This is a genomic window from Zooshikella ganghwensis, from assembly GCF_018263875.1.
GTDB lineage: Bacteria > Pseudomonadota > Gammaproteobacteria > Pseudomonadales > Zooshikellaceae > Zooshikella > Zooshikella ganghwensis.
This window is the reverse complement of sequence record NZ_JAEVHG010000015.1, coordinates 27,978-50,223: the sequence shown is the minus strand read 5'-3', so window position 1 is coordinate 50,223 and position 22,246 is coordinate 27,978. Positions and strand designations below refer to the sequence as shown.

Sequence of the window (22,246 nt, the reverse complement as noted above, 5' to 3'; positions counted from 1 at the left end):
AAATGTACAACTAGATTATTGGGAAATATGTGTAGTAATACAGTCTAATCCGCCTTGACTTCGCAATAGAAATTCAGCAATGTTTTCTCCATCTCTTCCCCTCCTTGAAACACTTTTTGAATCAGCCTTACCTACAAAATAAGTTTTTGTAATGCCTTGTCCTTGTAAATAATAGGCAAATGCTTCGTTGAATGGCTCAAAGCTAGATGCATTAGTAATGTAGTAAGCACCGCTAGCACCATAGCCAACGATTCCATTTATAAAATTAATATGTCGTTTCCCAGTGTGAAACACTGCTGGTGCACGATTGACATGCAAACCAATCTCCATCAATTGCTCTGCAATTACATTATACAATGATTGGTATTTCTCAAACTCCTTTTGAACATTTTGCTTTGCTTTAACTAGCTCTGGGTAGAAAGGATCAGTTTCAGGCGTATTTCGCATAACAACCTTGATAAGTTGTAATACAGTTTGTGGGTCATTTAACATGACTTCACCCGAGTTAAGTGGGCGCATGTGCATATCAATATGAAATGCTGGTTGTGAAACAATAGCCAGATTTTTCCGCTTTACACCAAGCTCTTTAGCCATGATATCTTTTGTTAACTCATTCATTGCTAAAAACTTTTTAGCTGCCTCTTCTTTATAAAGAGAAGATTGGTCTTTATTAAGATAACGGCCAGCTTGTAGCTGAGTAATAGTTTGCGTTACTTCAATGGCATCAAAATACATATTGTTGAGGATCTTTTGAATTGCAGATTCTGAGTAAAGCATTTTTTTAGCCATGACAAACTTCATTTTGGCTATTTCTCGTTTAACAAACTGCTCTGCCTCTTTTATTTCGTTGGGGTCTTTTAAATCATAATTAAAGTTAGTGTGGTGTGTTGCATTAAATAGAAGCACAAGCTCGTTCAACTTTTTCTCAGGAATGCTGAGTTCGCTTGCCATTTTATTAACCGTATCAAAGTCATAATATGAAAAGGCTATGTATACTCTCGCTCTATAGTTTTCTGCTTGTGTTTCCTTTTGTATGCTGTTGGCATCATTTTTTAGAAAACCTGTGAATTCAAGTAATTTGATATCGACATCAATGTCAGGGCCATAAACTATACCAAATGGAGGTTCATTACGAGGAGGATAATAGAGCCTATTTTGGGCTTTAAGACGAGCTCTAACGGCATCAATATGCTCAGGCATTAGTTTATTATGCAATAAAGTTGTTGCTAGAACTGAATCTCGACCAACAATAGCATAAGGCTCACCATTCGCTTTTTTGCCCATTAATAGATTACCTCCATCAATGGTTGAAATTGTTTTTTCGATTTGGGCTCCAATGCTTTCTGCAAGAACTTTGGCATTACTAAGACTTGATGACCGGACACCGAACATTTCCTTTTGACCATAACTGTGATGACCTTCACGAAGGTAACCCGCAGAGCCAGGTGTTTGGGGATTTGAGTATAGTGCTGTAGTGAATGCAGCAAGATTATCTTTATCACTACCTTCCAAGGCAGTGGCGGGGCGGTATATTTTCGTGCCATCTGCTGACATCCATTTGTTATCTTCTGCCCATAACTCTCCATCATCAGTGAGCTTTACTGTAAACCCCTCCTGTTTACCAATATCTGACAATTCATCTGCGACAGCTTTAGATTCTTTTAAGGAGGATAGAAAGATGTTGCTCACTGTATTGTTTATATCATCAACACTAAGAACTAAAGGATTTACTCCTGGCAATTTATTGGCTTGGGAGTCAGGTAACCGATTAAGGATTGGGTTATCTGGAAAAATGATCGGATCATTACTGGAAATGCTTGTATTTGAAGATGAATAAGCTTGTCCGGCAACTAAGAAGGCAATAATAGAAACTAGCCTGTTCACAAAGATCTCCTTACTTGTAAAAGATAATAATGAGCTGTTTTAATAAATTATTTATTTTTTTATTGGAAAACTTAAGGTAATTAAAAGATTATAAATCTCCTGATGCTTGTTATAAACTTGAATACTATACTTGTTTTTGTAGCTTATTATGAACAAATGACGGGATGCGTATGCTATGGAATCGCTATGATAGATAAGAAAATGAATAATTCAAGGAAAGGACTCATACTATTCAATTAAAATTAATAATCATGGCTATTAACTTAGTTAATGAAGCTTGTTTGATTAAAAAAATTTAATCAATTGATATAAACTATTAATAGAATATTTTTGTTATGACTAGATGTATGATGTTTATAAATGGATCTGTAATAGTGTTTTAAAAAATATCCGCTTAGCGTGGAGGAAAGTTCTCAAGGTATAAGCATAAGTTTTACTACGGTACTGACTAAATATTTAGCTTTTATTAAGTTAATCAGTCTATTTTTTCATCATGTTGGCTACGCGCTGTAATGACTAGGCTTCTTTCCAATCTTTCTAAACTTTCTTTAGCAGATTAAAGAAAAAAATCTCTTTTTGTTGTATAATTTGCTCAATTGCTAATAGGTTCATAAAATCCATAATAATAAGTAATCCCTTTGAGTGCTTAATGGTTCCCATTGATAAATGCTGACTTGGAAAGATAGTTTTCAACCTCAGAGACACGCATCTTGTTTTGCTTAAAAGGGACTATTTCATCAACAGCATCCACTGACAGTCCATAGAGGTCTGACTGGCTGTCAAAAATGATAATGCATGAATCCACAGATGTTTGGTTTTAATTAAGTTGAATGATTTTTGAGCAGAAATAATTGACACTACATTACCACGAATGTTTAGCACACCTTCTACAATATCTGGTGAGCCAGGAACTGGTGTTGGCCCAAGATAAGGCATCACTTCTCTGATATTGCTTACAGAGTGCACAAAATACTCGTCATTAAGGTGAAAACATAAGTACTGTTTATCCATAAACTAGTAAGGGATCTAATTTTTTAGTTTTGTTTTGTGACATGATAGTAAATATATATTTAGTGTACTATATATATTCTGTGGTGTGAGATATGAGGTGAGGCATGATTTGCCTCTTTATAATGCAGTGGTTGATTTGTTGCTGGAAATTTGTTTGAATTCTTAGTGTTTAAATATATAGAGTTCAAATAATTTGATATGTATGAATGTGATAATGACAAAGTAAAGCTTCGGTTACCAAGGCCTAGCGACGGATTTGTTGTTTCCGAACTAATTAGTCAGTGCCCTCCACTTGATACTAACTCTACGTACTGTAACTTGTTGCAGTGCACACATTTTTCGCGGACTTCAGTCGTTGCGGAGTTAAGAGGAAAAATTGTTGGCTTTATATCGGGTTATGTGATCCCTGATAAACCTAATTGCTTATTTATTTGGCAGGTAGCTGTTGCTGAGCAGGCAAGAGGGATTGGTTTAGCGCTGCGCATGTTGAGAGATATTCTTGCTAGAAACCACAGTCGTCAGATAGTAACAGTAGAAACTACCATTACTGCATCAAACTTAGCATCTTGGGCTCTTTTTGAGCGTTTGGCACAAGAGTTAAAAGCGCCATTCAATAAATCAGTTTTTTTTGATAGCAGCAAACATTTTTCAGGAAATCATGAGTCAGAGCTGTTAATGAAAATAGGCCCATTCAGCACTCAGCATGAAGCCTAAATTATTGAGGTTATATTAACTTCAAATATACGAATACAAACGGATAGTAAATAAAAAATCAAAAAATCCCTGCTTATTAATAATCGTTTCTAGCTGAATTATAAGGGTTAAGTGCATTTTTAGCATATTCTCTGTTTTAGGTATAAAGCTGAATAAAATATATTGGGAGAAAAAACATGAAAATTTTCGATGAGATTGAATCAGAAGTACAGAGCTATGCGCGTTCGTTTCCGCGTATATTTAATAAAGCCAAAGGCGAGTTCCTTTATGATGAAGAAGGGAACAAGTATCTGGACTTTTTAGCAGGTGCTGGAACTTTAAACTATGGTCACAACAATCCTATCTTTAAGGAAGCTTTACTTCAGTATATAAGTAACGATGGTATTACTCATGGGCTTGATATGCATACCCGTGCCAAGGGTGAATTTCTTGAAGCGTTTAATGAATTAATATTAAAACCTAGGGGCTATGAATATGTGATGCAATTTACTGGCCCAACGGGTACGAATGCAGTTGAAGCTGCTATAAAACTGGCGAGAAACGTAACTGGACGGGAGACAATAGTTTCATTTACAAATGGGTTTCATGGCGTCACCTTAGGGTCACTAGCACTAACGGGTAACTCTCATCACCGTGGTGCAGCAGGTGTTAGTCTCAACGGAAATATTCGAATGCCTTATGATGGTTATTTAGGTGAAGGCATTGATACTACGGCGTATCTGGATAAAGTTTTATCTGACTCAAGCAGTGGTGTGGATAAACCTGCTGCTGTCATAGTAGAAACAGTACAGGGTGAGGGAGGAATCAATGTAGCCTCGCTGGATTGGTTACGTAATCTTGAAGCCGTATGTCGTAAGCACGATATATTATTGATTGTTGATGATATTCAGACAGGATGTGGTCGAACAGGCAATTATTTTAGTTTTGAAGCCGCAGGAATCAAACCCGATATTGTAACTTTATCGAAATCATTAAGTGGTTATGGCTTGCCCTTTGCCGTTGTTCTATTTAGACCAGAGTTAGATCGTTGGAAACCTGGTGAGCATAATGGCACATTTCGAGGCAATAATCTGGCTTTTGTGACTGCTAAAATTGCAATAGAGCATTATTGGGCAGACCATCAGTTTGCTAATGATATTAAGCGAAAAGGTGAGTATATCTCAAAAAGTTTGAGATCAATTGCTGCAAAGTATGGAGAAGGTAATTTTGCACAGTGTGGCCGAGGTATGATGCAGGGAATTAACTGTGTTAATGGAGATTTGGCAAATAAAATCACACGTAAAGCTTTTCATGATGGCTTAATCATTGAAACAAGTGGCGCTGATGACCATGTAGTTAAATTCTTGTGTCCTCTTACAATTACAGATGTCAACTTGAGAAAAGGCATTACTATTGTAGAACAAGCGATTAAAGAGGTATGTTCTGAGGAAAAAATAATCCCAGGTCTGGTTAACTATTTTGAGCCTCAAAAACTAGCAAGTTAATATTTGAAGCTTAAGTATATAAAATATCATTAAGCTTCAAATTTATTAATGATCAAAATTAATATCTTTTATATTCCCTGACTGAATGACTTTTGATCGAAATTGGTTGGCAAATAAATATCAAATAAGTTGGTGATTAAGTGATAGTAAGAACATTGGAAGAAAGTGAAGAGTGTGGACGTAAGATCATTTCACCAGATGGAAATTGGGACAGTACTCGGCTGTTATTGAAAGATGATAATATGGGATTTTCTTTCCATATAACAACAATTTATGAAGGTGCTGATTTCCAAATGCACTATAAAAATCACTTGGAATCTGTTTACTGTATTTCTGGTAACGGAGAGGTTGAAATATTAGCAGATGGAAAAAAATACCCGATAAAGCCAGGAACTATTTATATCCTAGATAAGCATGATAAACATATTCTTCGTGCATTTTCAGAGATGAAAATGGCCTGTGTATTCAACCCTCCATTGAATGGCACAGAAGTCCATAATAAAGAAGGTGCTTATGAAGTTGAAGCAGACCCACTGACAGTTGCATCCTAATAAATTATTTTTTGATAAGCTGATTTAGGTCCTGTTAACACTATTTGAATATCACTGTTATGACGGTAAAAGCACTCATCTTGGCGCGAAGCGTGAAGTTTAGTGGTCCTAAATGAACAGTGAGCAACAACGAGTAGTGCTTTTACCGTCATAACCCTTCGGGCCGTGATTATTTTTCCACCTAGCGGTGTTACAAGTCATTTATGTATACCCAATACAAATGGTTTTTAGGTGCGGCCATCGAGTGACGAAGCCCCATGAGCCTATATTAAGAGGTGATTGGGGTGAGGAGTAAAGATAACAAAATCTAGAAATCATTCGTGAAGGGTATATACAGCTTTCGTTATAGCTTGAATATATAATTAATGTATGAGGATTATTTCAAAAGAAGTTTATGAGGATAGTAAATGAAGATGCATAGTGTAGAAAAAATTGGCGGAACATCAATGAATGACTTTTCCGCTATTAGAGATAATGTAATTCTTAAGTCTACACAAAATAATACGCTATACCAGCGTATTTTTGTAGTATCTGCTTACGGTGGAATTACGGATCAACTGTTAGAGTATAAAAAATCTGGTAAATCAGGGGTTTATGCTTTATTTGCTAATGGTGTTAAAGATGATAGTTGGCAGGATGCACTGGAAAACTTAAGAAATTACATTTTTTCAATTAATAAAAGTCTGTTTTCTGACGATATTTTATTAGAGAAAGCAAATAAATTTATAGGCAAGCGTTTAAACGATGCTGAGCGTTGTTTGAAAGACTTACAACGGTTATGTCAACACGGTCACTTTGCATTAGATATGCATTTAGCAACAGTCCGAGAGATGCTTGCAAGTATTGGTGAAGCTCATAGCGCCTGGAATATGACTCAATTACTCAAACAGGAAGGTATAAACACATGTTTTGTAGATCTAACAGGCTGGCAATCACCATGTCATATATCTCTAGACGATAGAATTATTCAAGCTTTTAATACAATTGATTTAAGCAAACAATTACCTATTGTAACTGGGTATGCTCATTGTGAAAAAGGTTTAATGTCTTCATTTGACAGAGGATACAGTGAGATTACATTTAGCAGAATTGCTGTGTTGACTGAAGCACAAGAAGCAATTATTCATAAGGAGTTTCATTTAAGTAGTGCTGATCCAAAACTGGTTGGAGAAACTAATGCAGTACCAATTGGACGAACTAATTATGATGTGGCTGATCAGCTAGCCAACTTGGGTATGGAAGCTATTCACCCAAAAGCTGCCAAAGGTTTACGCAAAAACGAAATACCCCTAAGAGTAAAAAATACCTTTGAACCCGATCATGCAGGCACGTTGATTACAGGAAACTATGTAAGTGATAAGCCTTGTGTTGAGATTATTGCTGGTTGTAAAGGTATTTATGCGGTTGAACTTTTTGATCAAAATATGGCAGGTAATATCGATTCTTATGATAAAGAGATTTTAGCAATACTTCACCGCTTCAAAAGCCACCCGATAGGAAAAGATACCAACGCAAATACAATTACTCATTATATATCCACAAATCTAAAAACTATAAAGCGAATACGTCAAGCATTAGAAGATAAATTCTGTGAAGCACATATTAATCAGCAAAAAATGGCAATTGTTTCGGTGGTAGGCAGTGATATGCAGGTACCAGGGATGTTAGCTAAGGCAGTTCAGGCTTTGGCAGAACAAAATATTAGTATTTTGGCAGTACATCAAACGATGCGACAGGTTGAAATGAGGTTTATAGTGAGTGAGGATGACTATGAAAAAGCCGTAAAAAATTTGCATCGTTGTCTTGTAGAGGTTCATGACCACGGACAAGCAATTTGCCTAGCATCTTAACCTTAAAATAATATTGTAATTTTAATATTGCTATATAACGAATAAATCACTTTCCTAAAGCTCAAGTTGTACTGGCTGTTGGTTGGTATCATTATTATATGCATTACTTTTTTGTTCACGGAATCTCTGCTTAATAAAGCAGTCAATATTACACCAAATATCCTCTCCTTCAGTCAGCACATTTTTGAAGGCTTTTTTTTGATGAAGGCTTATTGCCTTGCCACAGCCACCACATACGGCAGACCAACCGTATAAAAGTAGTTCAGAAACGGGCACATATCCTAAAGCTGCATAACGGTCAAACTTTGGTTCTCGATGAGCAACAAGTTCTTCGGCTTTATAACGCATAGCGTATTTAGCTATTTGTTTCGCCCCTTCCTCATGCTCGTGGAAAATTATCTTAAAATATCTTTCAACCCCGTCATGGTCAGACACAGACCATGCCAGTAAGCTGCCTGGTTTGATTTTCTGTAGGTTATCCATAGTAATTTAGGCAATTATTAATGATTAGTTATAGTTGTCATATACTATTTTTACACTACAATCAATTACCCAAACACTTCAGTAATTTTACATTTTATATAAAATTGTCCTACTTAATATGGTTGAGTTTATCACATAAAGTATGTAACGAAGTGCTGGTTAGTAAAATGAGTGATTCGTTTTGGGTATAAAAGCGGCGAAGTTATTTTCATCACTGAAGGGTCTGCGTATCAATATTCAAATACTTTGATTAATACAGTAGATAGTGATGTGGAGTGAGCATGTGAAAAAGATATAAAATTATTACTTGAAATCAGTGTTTTTATTGAACTATTGCTTCACATTTATTTCATGTAATGTTACTTTAAAAATACTATTAAAGTAACATATGTAAGCACTATAGAGAATAGTGCTCACAAAACTACATATATGTGTTAGTAACGTGCTCTGCGTTGAGGACGCTCTCCACGGGGACGTGCTTGGTTGACTTTTATATTTCTGCCTTTGAACATGCTATCATTGAAAGCTTTGATAGCTGCATCTGCTTCTGAATTATCTGGCATTTCAACAAAACCAAAACCTTTAGACTGCCCGGAGAACTTGTCTGTTACAAGGTTTACTGTAGATACTTCACCAAACTCAGAAAAAGCGTCTCTCAAGTCTTCTTCGGTAACGCTGTAAGACAGATTGCCAACATAAAGATTCATATTTTATCCTAGTATTCAGTGTGTTGATTGAGATTACGCTATTGAAAACCAAACACACAAATTATTCGATAGCGAAAGCCGACGTTCGGCATATTCATTATTGCACACACTTTGGTATAGCAGTATTAGACTTACTGGTTTTAGGTGTGTGATTCATGGTTTTAATATAGTTAAAGCTAAGTATGAAGACGCTTACTCTTGCTGAGTATAGTTATTAGGTATGATATTAGCAGAAAGTAGTTGGTAACAGAGTTACGCAGTCTACAAATGTATTACATACAGAAAATCTTATATACTAACTGGCCATTAAACGGCTGAGTCCTTTAACATACTGTAAATCTTGTTTGCACAATACCAACTTACTGAGCAAATTAATATGAATTTTATGTATCGTAGACATTATTTTTTAAGGAGTAGAATAAACTACAAAAGAAATTGTCTGTAGATCGATGTTATTAGCAGACGTTTAGAGTAGATAGCAAGATATAGCAACTTATATCAGATGAGTTGAAGTTTTATTGGTTTTGTCTTTCTTGCCCTCAGCAGAAGAAGGGGATGTTTATCCCCGCTTGCTGCTCAGTGAGAAGGTAACCACTCCAAGAATACGGATTCCATCCTCTTTTACTGCAAGGTCAGCTGTTGTTATGCTCCCAGTACATAACCAGGCACTCAACTCTTTAACCACCAGCTGGCGTATAAGAAGCTGATTATGGTGACTTACAACAACAATATCCCCGTGAGCAGGTTTAAGTGATCGGTCGACAATAAGTAAATCTCCCGTCTTGAGGTGATGAGCGCTCATATAGTCATCACTTACTTCAATAATAAATGTGGCTTCAGGATGTTTGACAATATAGTTGTGCAGATTGACACGTTCTTCAATAAACTGTTGTTTTAATTGTGGAAAACGGGTTGCAATAGAATGATCAAAGCGAGGAGTTGTTGCTTGTTGCATCATAGCCTTACCATCGTAACTCTAAGTGTTGTATATATATACAGTATTATGAAGGCAACACGAACACCAATAAGAAATGCCTATAACAAACAGCTGAGGCTATCAAAATAAATGATAATTGATGACTTGTAGGCGCTAATCCTGACTCTATGAGATAGAAGGTTGTAGTTGTATTACAAGGTAGTCATATATACATTTGCATGCTTGTGGCAAACCGCTCGACGTACGTAAACCAGCCTTTGCTTTGTCAAGTAGTCCAAAAAGTAAAGGGGCTAGCATACACCGAAAGAGAAAATCTCCAAGTCATCTGTCAGCAGGGTGATGTATGCCATCATTAGTCGGTACTTGTTTTATATCAAATGGGTTAACACCTACGAGACAACTTACATTGTATCCATACTGATCAGGATTTGACCTGCGTTGGTGATGAGTATAAATACCACAAATCGAGCAGAAATAATGTTTGGCTGTGTTTGTATTAAATTGATATAGCTTCAGCTCTTTCTGACCCTTTATAAGTTTAATGTCAGAAAGAGAAACTGAAGCAACAATTGCTCCTTTTCTACGACATATAGAGCAATCACAGCGTCTTGGATCAACAATACCATTAGGTAAGAACAGTTCCAGTTCAACAGCACCACAATGACAGATCGCTTTATGCTTAAGTTTAATAACTGTATATACATTAATCTTAATACACAATAATAAAGAAACGCGTAGCCAATTGTGTGTTGAGATTTGGCAGTCAATATACAACGTTCCATAAGTTAAAAATAATATATGCCCACAGCCAAAAGTTTTTAGTAGGGCAAATCTGGACTGTTAAAATACGCAGTAGTATCAATAGTTGTTTTAAAAGTACTAGCTGGGCCTAAGGGAAACGTTCTCGAGAGCGTTAATAAAATTGACTTGTGAATGGTATCTATACTCATAAAGTTTGTATTAACTGTCTAAAACGATTTATGCGTTTTGCTTGCGTATATACCCTTCACGAATCATTTTTAGAGTTTGTTGTCAGCACTCTTGACCACAAAGGAAGGTAGGAATGCAATTTATGCATAATGACATGGATGTCATATAGTAGAGCAATGCAGGAGCTATTGCCGAGGAGCATTTAACTGCCACTCCAGTCACTTATTAATATAACCGCCCAGCAGCACTGTTATATCAGTTAAAGTGGCTACCGCAAGTTTCACAACAGTAAACTTGCCCAGGGGCTTCATTCCTTGACGGCCCAGCTAGCACCACTAAAAAACTGTTGATGTTATCGCTAGTATTAACAGACCAGACTAGCCTCACTAAAAAACCTTCGTTTTGGGTATAGTTTTAGGTAGGCATAAGTTAGAAAGAATAAAAAATACTAAAAGCTAAATTTTAGTATTTTTACAAGAAAATATATTTTTTGAGTTTGTATTTTTCAGAGTGCTTAAGTCTGAAATTATTGGTTCTCCTGAATAGCTTAATTAGCGAATTGTTATTAATAAGTGTTGAATAAAACCATTCATCAAAGGTATTGTATACGCTTAGCGGCTTTCATAATTTTTTATTCATGCTTTACTTAAAATAAAAATGTTTTATTGAATGGATGATAATTATGAAAAAAATAAGCCTTTCGATAGTCGCTCTAGTAGTATCAATAAACGTAAATGCCCATCCTGGAGGGTTAGACGCAAAGGGAGGGCATATGAATACGTCAACAGGAGAGTATCATTGCCATAGGGAACCCTGTTTTAGTTTAATGGTAAAGCAGTATGAGCGAAAAAACTGGCCTCATTGGGTTGATGATGATAGGGATTGCCAAAACACTAGAAATGAGATTCTTTTACGTGATGCAGAAAACCCTGGTTTAAACCCTAAAGGTTGTAAAGTTACATATGGTGTTTGGCGGTGTCCCTACACAGGTCTAGTGTTCACTAATCCAAAAGATTTAGATATTGATCATATAGTACCTCTAAAAGAAGCATTTCGAAGCGGAGCGAGTGTATGGAATAGACAGGAGAAAAGAGCATTTGCGAATGACTTTGAAAACTTATTGGCTGTAGAAAATTCTTCAAATAGAAAAAAAGGAGATAAAGATCCTGCAGGTTGGATGCCCGACAAATGGGATTATCAATGTGATTACATTAAGCAATGGAAATATATAAAACAAAAATATCAATTAGCTATGGATAATGAAGAAGCACAAGCTATTAGTTTTATTGAACGACGTTGTAATAATTGAAAAATATTAACCGATTAGGTGAGGGGGACAGATTATAAATAAATTATAAATCTTACTAAGATGTTATGGTAAAGGTGGTCACTTGGGACGAGGGAGCTACCTACCTTGGCATTAGAATAATCTCTATACTGCTTAGTACCCAAAAATTTATAGTTAAAAAAGCAAGTTAAGTAATTTTTTGATATTTTCGACGCCATGCAGCAGGCGTAATACCATATGCTTTCTTAAACTGCCTTATAAAATGAGTTTGATCACTCCAACCAAGCTTTTCTACAATTAAACTGATTGGCATACTGCTATGTAGTAGATGTGAGCAGGCTTCAGTTAAACGACCTTTGATAATCCATTCTCCAATAGAGTAACCAGTATTCTTCTTGAATAGTGTTGCAAGATGAGAAGGGCTTGTATGAGTTGCTGTTGCAACATCTTTAAGTGATATACCTGACAAATAATGATTTTGAATAAAATCAAGTGCTTCGATAACCTTATTTGTACCGTTGGAAGTGTCATTATCTTCAGGGATTGACTTTTTAACCTCATAGAGCACCAGAATTAATATAGATTTTACTATTTCAGTATAATCAGATTGGGCTGTTTCTAATTCTTTTTGTAATTCTTCAAGCAAGGTTATCAAATAGCCTATGCGTTGTTCATTGATTCTAAAAAACGGATGTGCACCTAATCTTACCTTGCGAAAGGAGTGCATAAGAGGACTGTTTTCATTGAGCTGTAAGCAACTTGGACAAAAACTAATTGTCCAGATATCGAGGTTCTCACCTTCAAGGATTGAGTGTGCAGCCCCAGAAGGAATAAGTAAGCCCATATTGGGCTGCAATTCAATGAGCCCTTTGTGATGCATTTTTAGATGACCAGATTTTACAATTACAACTAGGTACTCCGTCTGAGAACCATGCACTTCTGGTGTGATTTTATCAATGATGTGGTGTGTGATGCTGATTGTATGTTGGGAATGCATACTGGTAGCTCTGTTTTTATAATCAAACAATAAGCCGATTTTAACGCAATCTGAGCCATTAAAACTAGCTGTATTTTGTTTAATACTCTACTACGAGCGAATGATAAGCCGATATTGGTAAGTTAAATGACTGTAGGAGTTGCGTAAATGAATATTACACTTGCATTAATGGGATTAGCGCTCCATATTCTGATTTGGGAAAAGCTTCCTGATTGGGGCAACTGGTTTAACTGGATAGTTAAGCGATTACCCAGACCATTAGCTTATTTATATGATGCATGGCACTGCCCTTTTTGCTTTGGTTTCTGGGCGGGGCTGACATTGCACGCTTTAACGGGAGAGTATACGATAGGGCATTTAGCAACAATGCCACAATACTTAGGCGCTGCAGGCATTCCAATAGCTTGGTTTTTGGATGCACTTACTACTTCATTGCTGATCATGTTTGGAAGCCTGTGTTTTAACGCAATCTCTGGACTAGCAGTTAAGGGATATCAGTTGAAACAATCGTTTAAACAGGGTAATTGAAAATGATAACAAATGGTACTCAGTTTTCGAATGCTAAAAGTTAAGACGATGGTGAACTCAAAGAAAATGTCAAGAAAAACATTATTTACAACATCTAGACTAATTATTGATCAGTTAAATGATTTTTTTGAGGATAATGAAACACAAATTATTAAAGATATAAAAATGTTATTTAATCCAGAAGTGCTAGAGTTTCTTCCTAGCGACTGGAAGAATATTAAAACTGAAGATCAAGTTGAAAACTGGCTAAAGAGACAATTAAAAGAAAGTGACTTATGTTTGGTTGAGCTAAAGGGCGAGAAAAAAATCATTGGGCTATTATTTCTTTATTATAGTAAAGATAATAGCGATACTCTTAATATAGGATACTTATTGAATAAGCAATACTGGGGGAAAGGCTATGCCAGCGAATTATTAAGCTGCTTGATAAAAAAAATAAAAGAGCAAAATAATATAGAGCGAATTCTGGCAGGTGTTGAAAGAGATAATAAACAATCAATTAGTTTACTAAAGAAATGTGGGTTTAAAGAAAGCAATTTAACTGCTTCTGGAAGTAAGAGCACATATTATGAGTTATATACCCGCACTGAAGAGTAATACAATGAATAACTAGAAGTGGCATTGAACGTAATAATATAGATTATAAATAAAAAAATAGAAGACTATATTTATATACCGAATACGAATGGTTTTTAGGTGCAGTCATCGAGTGACGAAGCACCATGAGCCTATATTAATAGGTGATTGGGGTGAGGAGTGAAGATAACAAAACTTAGAAATCATTCGTGAAGGGTATAGCCTAGTTAATGACTAAAATTAGAGTATTAATAGTAACCAAAAAAAGAGTTTTGAGCAGCTGATTAATTAATTATTAGCCACGATTTTAAGTTTTTAATAAGGCTCACATTTGAATATCATTTTTAATCTAGCTAAAGATGTTAGTTTTTCACCAGAGTTTTCAGTTTTTTCATCAAGGTTAACCATGGCGAACTTTAGACCTTGCCGGTTACATACATCTTGAGCTTCAGCAAAGCTTTTCTTATGTGCCTCATTCTTAGTATATGCGCTGGCCTCGAGCTGATATATATTATTTTCCATTGGTAGAATATCAATAACAGATGTTGATACAAGATCTTGTTGGAGTTCAGCAATAGTGGTGCAGCCACACAATAAGATAGAAGTACTAAAAAATATGTAATTGATTAATCTCATAGCTAATTATTCACACTTAAACAAAAGTTTTACTTGGCGATATTCTGTAGTATCAAAACTCATCCCTAAGGGTAAAAAGGTATTAGCAGCTGATTTAGCTTTAAATGCCATGTCAGAATCTTTTGATGGCAAAACATAGTTTAGAACAATGAGCTTTTTACCTTTATCATCACAATAGTCCTCGGCTTCCTCTAAAGCGCCTTCAAGAGATTCCTCTTTTGTATCATCGGTAGCAATTAAACTATAAGTATCATTTTGCTGTGGTATTAGAGTTGTTTTTAAACACCCTGAAATAAACAGTGCAGAAATTAAAACCGAAAAGACTGAAAGTAAGTTTATTTTCGTCATAGCTTGTAGCTTTCCAGAAACATATATTTTTATACTCTAACATAACAATATTTTACTGGCTATGAAAATTTAATTCATCATGAATGGTTATTCAGTTTGTCGCAAATTATATCAAGCATTAATATTTGATGAAAAAATGTTGATAGGATATGTTTATAGTACCTTCTAAAAATATAAGTACTAAAGTTTGGTTAAGTATTTATAGTTAGAGCAAGTAACAAATATTTTACTATAAAAATGATGAATCATATTAATCCATAGTGTGCGCGATACTATTAATGTTCTTTTTAAATAACGTGAATATAAATAATAAGTAAGGAAAAACTATTATTTGGCATAGTACTAAAGTTGATAGTACCATTCTATATCCAATACGAATGGTTTTTAGGTGCGGCCATCGAGTGACGAAGCCCCATGAGCCTATATTAATAGTTGTGTGGGGTGGGGAGTGAAGATAACAAAACCTAGAAATCATTCGTGAAGGGTATATCAACATACTTAGTGATCACATAATATAATTTAGGGTTATATATTAGCTATGACAAGTTTTTTTAGGCTATCTTTCTTATTGCTAGCTGTTGTTCTAATGGGTGGTTGTACTTTAACTGAATATACTTTAGAGAAAGCTAAAAAGCCTGACTTTAACTGGAAGTACTCGTACAAACGTCCAGCTATTACTTATGTGAAAAATGCATACCTAGCGGAAGAATACCTAAGTTTGTGTATGAACGTTCAAATGGATAAAGGGCAGCCCTCGAAAGAATATAGCTATAAAATTCAGTTTGATGAACTAAGTAAATATGTTAGTCAAAAAATAGTTAGTGATGTATTCACTGTATATGAGGTTGATAATCTGCATTTTTCTGCAGGCTGTCGCATTCCAAGTGGGCTAAAAAGTTTACCTATAGAAGAAATAACGCCACAACAAATTAAAAAGTTTAAGAAAAATATTGCAGAAACTAAATTATTTTTAGTGAAAAAATCTAATGCAAAGCAAAACTACCTTGCCTTTACCTCAGTTAAACCAATATTGGGTAAAAATAATACGATTATATTACGGGTAAAGAAAATAAAAAAAATCAATGGTGTGTCTATAGATACCGGATTTTTGTGGTATGGAGCAGTTCCATTTGCTATCGTTGGCGATGCTGCAATTATTGCTGGATATATTGTTGCTTCTGGATGTATGGAGTCAAATTGTTCTGGTGGTTTTTAAAGAAACTACCTTTTGGAATTCATTGTTTTATGATGAAATAAGATACAGAGGATACCTTATGAGTCAAGAAGAATTATCCCAAATGGGAAGTTCAAAAGTGTATCTAACTGATCATTTAGGTATTCGCTGCATAAGTAAAAAGAATACCTCTCTTGTTGAATTAGTTTTTTATCAACAGATTGCCCCCGTTTTAAGAGAACAAGGAGTTAATATTCCTGAGTTAATAGATATTAATGAAAATGACTTATTTATTGAGTATATTCCGAGAAAAATTACGCTTTGTGACTTGTGTAAGAAAGCAGAAATGTATAAGCAGTTGGCAATCATTCATAATTGTAGCTTACCTTATTTGAAATGCTTGAAAACACATAGTTGGACAAATGAACAAACTAAAAGAGCGTTAGCTATCCTCAATCTACCAAAATCTTCTGAGGATACATTGATTCGTGTTTGCCAACAAAGCTCCATTTTATTTCAACTCAATAACTATATTTCAGGTGATACAAATGATGGAAATTGGGGAATACGTGAAAATAATGAACTTGTGCTATTTGACTGGGAGAGGTTTGGAAAAGGTAGCCCCGCGATTGATCTTGCTCCATTAGTAAAAGGTATGGGCAATAAAGATGCTTATACTGATATAATTGAGCATTATACTAAGTACAATCCTAACTCAAACGCTACAGAACTATTCAAGCATATTATCATTTCTAAAGCATGGTTAGTGGTTGAGGTCACTAATTTATTGACTGAAAGAAATAATTCAATGAGTAATAAATACGTAAAATGGTACAATAAAAATCTTCCTGCTTGGTTTGATGAAATTAAAGTATTCTTTTAGCATTGATAAGCTAAGGGCAGGATTAAACTGGAAAGTGATCTAAGTAAAATCATACGGTGGTTTATAGAGTGGAGTTGAAATATTTTTGAATAAAACGCATTTTTAATATTAAAAGCTGTTGTGAATGTGGTGTTTTAGATGGCAAACCGAATAATAAAGGTTTGGTGTAGGAATAATTAGTTAACTTATTTATTGTGTTGGGATTGTCTTAATCTATTGTAGGTGGATTTCATAATTTAATGGAAATTCAATAATGCTTCATGGCTGAGTGGTATGGCTTTGTTTGTCGGGATTTGTGCTTATTGTTTGTTATGGGTATATTTCTCGTAAAAAATATTTATCTAATTGTTTGGGATATCATAAACCGAAAGAAAGTTGGTAAATATAAACTATATTAAAATCATGTGTTTAATGATTAAAATATAACATTATATTTCAATCCCTAGATGCCCTAACTGTCCTTCTAGCCAGAAAAGGTTTTAATTCTGAACGGTCATAAAAAATTCATAACTATGCTCAGTCTGATAGCGGATTCTTTAACGAACGCCTGACAGGTCTCTAGCTTGTCATACGCGACTATTTATCATTCTCCCAGGGCATATTCTGTGTAGGGTGATTGAAGACAAAGGCATTCTGGTTAAGCGTGTAATATGCTTGGTCATCTAATGTTTTTCTGGAAGGTTCAAGCATAATAATCTTTCGAACAGCTTTTCCAGTTTGTGTCTCTTTTATGAAACCATCTACGTTGAATACTGTCGTGTATGAAAGGTACGGAGTATCTAAGACCAATAGTTGGATTCGTAGTATTAATCATCATAGGCAGTATACATGAATAAGTATTCTCATTCAGTAGTCTACCACGTTTGCGAATAATGGTTACTTACTAGACTTTCGTACAGTGTATGCACAATAGCAAGATCCTAGTGTCATCGTTTCTTGCTTAAGAATAAGATTGTCTAGACTGTATACTAATAAGGTATTCTGTAGAGAAAACAATGAGAAAAGCGAACAATACTGCTTCCATAAAACTTTGTATACTCGTTACTCTGTTATTCAACCCGAGCATTTCTTCTGACGAAATATCATTAAGAACAGACTATTGGTGTCCTTATACATGTGAGGATAGTGTTAGTCAGAGAGGCGTTTTGATTGATATTGTTGAGCACATTTTTGAACAAAAAGGTCATACGCTTAATTATCGGATTATTCCATGGAAAAGAGCTATTGCGATGACTCGTAAAGGTGTTTTTAATGGTATCATCGGTTCATTTTATGAGGATGCCCCTGACTTTATATTTCATAAAGAACCATTAGCTTATTCTGTTAATGTTTTTTTTGTTCTTGATGGTAGTAACTGGAAATATTCTGGATTAGATAGTTTAAACGATGTTAAATTCGGAATAGTACTTGGTTATAGTTATGGCGCAGAAATTGATAAATATATACAGAGCTATGGAAAGCAAAGGGTATATGTCGCTTCTGGTGATACCCCAATAAATGACTTAGTTAGGTTGTTGAAATTAAATAGAATTGATGCTGTACTAGAAAATCGATGGGTCATGAAACACTATTTAAAAAAAATTAATATGTCGAATGAAATAATCGAAGCGGGGATTAGTTCTTTTGATCCTGTCTATGTCGCTTTTTCCCCAGTAAAACCTTTATCTCATCAGTATGCGAGCGAAATAGATAATGTTATAATTGAGATGAAAAAAGATGGTTCCTGGTTACGTATTCTTAAAGACTACGATTTATTACCAAATCAAGAACCCAAGTGAATTAAGATAATTTAATGTGACACTACACGTCGTTAACCGACAGAGAAGCTGGAATAAACAACGCAAAACTAGATGGAAATATAATCAAAAAAACGCACCAACCAAAATGCTACAATGCGGTGCCTCTGCAGCTGATTTATGGGGCGACCGAACTAAAGATACGGCAACAGGTATGTTGGTGAAGTTTCAAAAAGGGTTTTCTTCTCCACCACATATTCACAATGTTACATGCCGTGGTGTAGTGATCGAAGGGTTAATGCATAACGACGACCCAGCAGCAGAAAAGATGTGGATGTCGTCAGGCTCGTTTTGGACTCAGCCAGCAGGCGAAAGTTATATCACAGCAGCTGAAGGAAAAAATAGCCTTATCTATTTAGAAATCGATAGTGGACCGTACCTAGTGCTTTCTGCGGAAAAGGCTTTTGATAATTGAGAGCGTCCAATTAATGTAGATGAACGTAATCTAGTTTGGCTCGATACAAATGACGCTAAGTGGCTAGAGAAAAGCAAAGTGCAAATAGCGTACTTATGGGGAAATCCTCAGATAGCTAATGGAAGCTTCATTAAATTACCAGCGGGCTTCAAAGGCGCAATCGAAAGCCAAAATGAATTAAAAGCTGTAGTTGTGAGTGGTACCCATCAGTGGAATAACGATATAAATACGAAAACTCCACTATTACCTGGCAGCGTCTTCAGATCTAAAGCGAAAGGTGAACATAGAATTAATGTTGAAACTGAATTGGTTCTCTACATTAATTCAAATGGTAGGTACAACGTAGAGTAACTGGCTATGCCAAAACAAGTAAAAGCAATGGATGCAGTACAGCCGCGTTTGTGTTTTGACGTTCAGTGTTCATATATTGAGTGTTGAAGAGCTTTGATACCGCGGGATTTGAACCCAATGCAATAAAAATGTAAATGTTTATAACTTAAAAGAATTTATAACTTTGTTTAAGCCCATGGGTGAAAAATGGGGAAAAACATTTCTGTCACATTTGAGCGTGAAGTTATCCTGCCAAAATACTAGTATACACAAAAGGTTAGATAACAACACGTAAGTCAGTATGGATAATACAACAGTAACAATGTATCGGCCATGTGGTCAAAAAGAGCTAGATTTGGTTGCGGCGAGTGGTTACAAAAGATGACCACCAAGGCTCTCAGATCAACCCATATTCTATCCAGTTACAAATGAGCAGTATGCCATAGAGGTGAACAAGTGGAATGTGAGTCAATTCGGTAAAGGATATGTTACTCGCTTTGAGGTCAGAAAAAGCTTTGTGGATAACTAGTAAGGTTGAGACGGTAGGTAGCAAGTACCATACTGAGTGGTGGATTCCTGCAGATGACCTAGAAACTTTGAATGACAATATTGTAGGTGTTATCGAAGTGATCCATGAGGAATCTTGTTAGTAGATGTGTGGCTTTAATATATGAGTAGCAAAGTAGGTTCATAGTATGAACTTCATTGAAGTAAAGTACGAACAGACACTATTTTGGTCTGAACCCCACCCATGTATTTTTATTGATGGTGAACGCCTCGATAAAATTGTCCAACAATTATGTCCCGATGAAGATTATCTTGGACTAATACCCACTTTGTTTTCTGCATTGCATAATGATGCTCAAGCTAAAGTCGTTTGGGAACGAGTTTTACCCAAGGAAAGGGCATCTATCTTGCCTGTCCTGATGTGTCCAGATGATGTTGATTTATATTGTACTCTTATTGTCGTGGAAGTGACTGTAATGGACAAAGTCGTTATTTGGAAGAGGTTTGGTTTAGATGACTCTTGTGGAGATAGTTACGTACCAACTTGGTTGGGAACAGATGTTAAATGGATTCAAAATAGTCCAACTTTTGAGTTTGATATCAATGACTACAGGTTGATGCTGAAAGAATTTAAAGAAGAAATTGTTAAAAATGCTGATTATATAGATGTCATAAAACTGTTAAATTAGACGTTCATGCTAACAACCTTAGCTAATTGAGTCCAAGCTCTAGCTATAAAAAAGGATAGGACGTTGACCACGGATGGGAGTCAGCACAGTGGATTTTCAATATTTAGAGTTTAGAGACATTGATCTGACCGATGAATTTTTTGATTCACTAAAAGAAGACTATAAAGAGTTTTCATACTGGTTTGCAAAAAAAGCCACTAATAAGGCATATGTATTTAAAAATGAGTCAAATGGTATTGATGGATTTTTGTATCATAAAATAGAAAATGAAGCAGTAACTGATGTTGAGCCTATAATGCCTGTTATGAAGAGGCTTAAGATTGGTACTTTTAAAATAAATGCTCATGGAACAAGGCTTGGTGAGAGGTTTATAAAAAAGTCGTTAGATTATGCCGTATTAGAAAAAGTTAGTGAAATATATGTTACTGTATTCCCTAAACATGAGTCATTGATCGAGGCTTTTAAACGATATGGTTTTAGGGAGACAGCACAGAAGAAAACGAATAATGGGGTAGAATTAGTGCTTGTAAAAAAAATGGGCGAAAATCTAGGAGATGTTGCCCTTAACTATCCTTATATTGATAATGCAAAAAGAAAATACCTTTTAGCATTATATCCTAAATGGCATAGTAGGCTTCTACCTGACTCAATCTTAAGTAATGAGAATAAAAGTGCAATTGTGGAGGATGTTTCGCATACAAATAGTATCCATAAGATCTACTTGACTGCAATGAAAGGAACTGAAGAGCTAAAAAGAGGAGATATCCTGGTAATTTATCGAACAAAAGATAACCAAGGGCCGGCATATTATAGGTCAGTAGCAACTTCTCTTTGTGTTGTTGAAGATGTTAAAGATATCAACACTTTTAATTCTGAAAAAGAGTTTTTGGCATATACAGCTTCTTATAGCATATTTTCTAATCAAGAACTAAAAAGTTTTTATAATAATAAAAAGTATCCTATTATTATAAAATTTTGCTACAATATAGCATTAACTAAAAGAGTAACTCGTGGTGAAATGATAGACGAGTTAGGCTTTGACCCCAACACTTATTGGGGATTCTTTCCTCTTAATGAGCAACAGTTTTTGGGTGTTGTTAGAAAAGGAAGAGTAGATGAAGGTCTTATTATCAATTAAGCCTGAATATGCTGAAAAAATTCTTTCAGGAAAGAAAAAGTATGAATTTAGAAAAGCTTTGTTCAAAAACAGAAGTGTAAAGATTGTTGTTATATATGCTACTAAACCAGTAGGGATGATCATTGGTGAGTTTGAGATTGACGATATCCTACAAGATCAGCCAAGTGTTATATGGAAAAAAACCAGAAGGTACTCAGGAATTACAAAAGATTTTTTTGAAGAGTACTTTAGTGGTAAAGATAAAGCTGTGGCAATCAAGATAAAAAACCCTTTTACCTACCAGCAGCCATTTGAGCTGACAACAGTAGTTCCTAGTGGTGTTCCACCACAATCATTTTGCTATCTTAATTAGCGGTGTTATTGTGCACAGCTTATAGTTTATGTAAAGAC

General features: G+C 35.3%; 22 protein-coding genes and 1 pseudogene. 14 read left to right on the top strand and 9 right to left on the bottom strand.

The window, feature by feature from the left end:
- Positions 1-15 precede the first annotated feature (15 nt).
- Both KHS79_RS18475 and KHS79_RS18470 read right to left on the bottom strand, forming a co-directional pair.
- Complete coding sequence (locus KHS79_RS18475) at positions 16-1,884, bottom strand: hypothetical protein (protein WP_212720951.1); 1,869 nt, start codon at positions 1,882-1,884, stop codon at positions 16-18.
- A gap of 729 nt (positions 1,885-2,613) precedes the next feature.
- Positions 2,614-2,895 carry a chemotaxis protein CheW gene (locus KHS79_RS18470; protein ID WP_233468497.1) on the bottom strand — a complete coding sequence of 94 codons (282 nt, stop codon included), beginning with the start codon at positions 2,893-2,895 and terminating at the stop codon, positions 2,614-2,616.
- Positions 2,896-3,093: 198 nt separating this feature from the next.
- Here KHS79_RS18470 and ectA point away from each other — a divergent pair, with 198 nt between their 5' ends.
- The 4 genes from ectA to KHS79_RS18450 all read left to right on the top strand — a co-directional run bounded on the left by ectA (position 3,094) and on the right by KHS79_RS18450 (position 7,494).
- Positions 3,094-3,609, top strand: a complete 516-nt coding sequence (gene ectA / locus KHS79_RS18465) for a diaminobutyrate acetyltransferase (protein ID WP_212720946.1) — start codon at positions 3,094-3,096, stop codon at positions 3,607-3,609.
- A 176-nt stretch (positions 3,610-3,785) separates the two neighbouring features.
- Positions 3,786-5,093: a diaminobutyrate--2-oxoglutarate transaminase gene (gene ectB, locus KHS79_RS18460; RefSeq protein ID WP_212720937.1), complete on the top strand. Its 1,308-nt coding sequence runs from the start codon at positions 3,786-3,788 to the stop codon at positions 5,091-5,093.
- A 140-nt stretch (positions 5,094-5,233) separates the two neighbouring features.
- On the top strand, positions 5,234-5,644 hold the full coding sequence (locus KHS79_RS18455; RefSeq protein ID WP_212720935.1) for an ectoine synthase: 411 nt from the start codon (positions 5,234-5,236) through the stop codon (positions 5,642-5,644).
- Positions 5,645-6,051: 407 nt separating this feature from the next.
- Positions 6,052-7,494, top strand: coding sequence for an aspartate kinase (locus tag KHS79_RS18450; RefSeq protein WP_212720933.1), 1,443 nt, complete (start codon positions 6,052-6,054; stop codon positions 7,492-7,494).
- A gap of 54 nt (positions 7,495-7,548) precedes the next feature.
- Here KHS79_RS18450 and KHS79_RS18445 read toward each other — a convergent pair whose 3' ends face one another.
- The 4 genes from KHS79_RS18445 to KHS79_RS18430 all read right to left on the bottom strand — a co-directional run bounded on the left by KHS79_RS18445 (position 7,549) and on the right by KHS79_RS18430 (position 10,341).
- Positions 7,549-7,977 carry a hypothetical protein gene (locus KHS79_RS18445; protein WP_027710215.1) on the bottom strand — a complete coding sequence of 143 codons (429 nt, stop codon included), beginning with the start codon at positions 7,975-7,977 and terminating at the stop codon, positions 7,549-7,551.
- Between the two features lie 434 nt (positions 7,978-8,411).
- Positions 8,412-8,684 (bottom strand): RNA recognition motif domain-containing protein, encoded by a 273-nt coding sequence (locus KHS79_RS18440; RefSeq protein ID WP_027710214.1) that lies wholly within the window; start codon positions 8,682-8,684, stop codon positions 8,412-8,414.
- 559 nt (positions 8,685-9,243) lie between these two features.
- Positions 9,244-9,642 carry a LexA family protein gene (locus tag KHS79_RS18435; protein ID WP_212720932.1) on the bottom strand — a complete coding sequence of 133 codons (399 nt, stop codon included), beginning with the start codon at positions 9,640-9,642 and terminating at the stop codon, positions 9,244-9,246.
- Between the two features lie 300 nt (positions 9,643-9,942).
- Positions 9,943-10,341, bottom strand: a complete 399-nt coding sequence (locus KHS79_RS18430; protein WP_233468500.1) for a GFA family protein — start codon at positions 10,339-10,341, stop codon at positions 9,943-9,945.
- Between the two features lie 892 nt (positions 10,342-11,233).
- Between KHS79_RS18430 and KHS79_RS18425 the strand changes: the two genes are divergently transcribed.
- Entirely contained in the window at positions 11,234-11,860 is a 627-nt protein-coding gene (locus KHS79_RS18425) for an HNH endonuclease (RefSeq protein ID WP_212720930.1), read from the top strand.
- A gap of 166 nt (positions 11,861-12,026) precedes the next feature.
- Here the strand turns inward: KHS79_RS18425 and KHS79_RS18420 are convergent, their stop codons facing one another.
- Complete coding sequence (locus KHS79_RS18420; protein WP_212720922.1) at positions 12,027-12,836, bottom strand: AraC family transcriptional regulator; 810 nt, start codon at positions 12,834-12,836, stop codon at positions 12,027-12,029.
- A gap of 147 nt (positions 12,837-12,983) precedes the next feature.
- Here KHS79_RS18420 and KHS79_RS18415 point away from each other — a divergent pair, with 147 nt between their 5' ends.
- Complete coding sequence (locus KHS79_RS18415; RefSeq protein WP_094788767.1) at positions 12,984-13,364, top strand: hypothetical protein; 381 nt, start codon at positions 12,984-12,986, stop codon at positions 13,362-13,364.
- 66 nt (positions 13,365-13,430) lie between these two features.
- Positions 13,431-13,961: a GNAT family N-acetyltransferase gene (locus tag KHS79_RS18410; protein WP_212720920.1), complete on the top strand. Its 531-nt coding sequence runs from the start codon at positions 13,431-13,433 to the stop codon at positions 13,959-13,961.
- A 294-nt stretch (positions 13,962-14,255) separates the two neighbouring features.
- Here the strand turns inward: KHS79_RS18410 and KHS79_RS18405 are convergent, their stop codons facing one another.
- Together KHS79_RS18405 and KHS79_RS18400 are read right to left on the bottom strand one after the other, a co-directional pair.
- Complete coding sequence (locus KHS79_RS18405; protein ID WP_212720918.1) at positions 14,256-14,576, bottom strand: hypothetical protein; 321 nt, start codon at positions 14,574-14,576, stop codon at positions 14,256-14,258.
- Between the two features lie 6 nt (positions 14,577-14,582).
- Positions 14,583-14,924, bottom strand: a complete 342-nt coding sequence (locus tag KHS79_RS18400) for a hypothetical protein (protein WP_094788764.1) — start codon at positions 14,922-14,924, stop codon at positions 14,583-14,585.
- A gap of 538 nt (positions 14,925-15,462) precedes the next feature.
- Between KHS79_RS18400 and KHS79_RS18395 the strand changes: the two genes are divergently transcribed.
- From KHS79_RS18395 to KHS79_RS18360, 7 genes and pseudogenes are all read left to right on the top strand, one after another.
- On the top strand, positions 15,463-16,140 hold the full coding sequence (locus tag KHS79_RS18395; RefSeq protein WP_212720917.1) for a hypothetical protein: 678 nt from the start codon (positions 15,463-15,465) through the stop codon (positions 16,138-16,140).
- 58 nt (positions 16,141-16,198) lie between these two features.
- Positions 16,199-16,981 (top strand): phosphotransferase family protein, encoded by a 783-nt coding sequence (locus tag KHS79_RS18390; protein ID WP_212720916.1) that lies wholly within the window; start codon positions 16,199-16,201, stop codon positions 16,979-16,981.
- Between the two features lie 1,145 nt (positions 16,982-18,126).
- Positions 18,127-18,759, top strand: a complete 633-nt coding sequence (locus KHS79_RS18385) for a substrate-binding periplasmic protein (protein WP_212720915.1) — start codon at positions 18,127-18,129, stop codon at positions 18,757-18,759.
- 106 nt (positions 18,760-18,865) lie between these two features.
- Positions 18,866-19,543 (top strand): annotated as a pseudogene (locus KHS79_RS25960) (DUF4437 domain-containing protein).
- Between the two features lie 674 nt (positions 19,544-20,217).
- Positions 20,218-20,718 (top strand): hypothetical protein, encoded by a 501-nt coding sequence (locus KHS79_RS18370; protein ID WP_212720912.1) that lies wholly within the window; start codon positions 20,218-20,220, stop codon positions 20,716-20,718.
- Positions 20,719-20,806: 88 nt separating this feature from the next.
- Positions 20,807-21,856: an N-acetyltransferase gene (locus tag KHS79_RS18365; RefSeq protein WP_212720910.1), complete on the top strand. Its 1,050-nt coding sequence runs from the start codon at positions 20,807-20,809 to the stop codon at positions 21,854-21,856.
- Positions 21,834-22,208, top strand: a complete 375-nt coding sequence (locus tag KHS79_RS18360) for an ASCH domain-containing protein (RefSeq protein ID WP_212720908.1) — start codon at positions 21,834-21,836, stop codon at positions 22,206-22,208. Before KHS79_RS18365 ends, KHS79_RS18360 begins: the two co-directional genes overlap by 23 nt.
- The last annotated feature ends 38 nt before the right edge of the window (positions 22,209-22,246 follow it).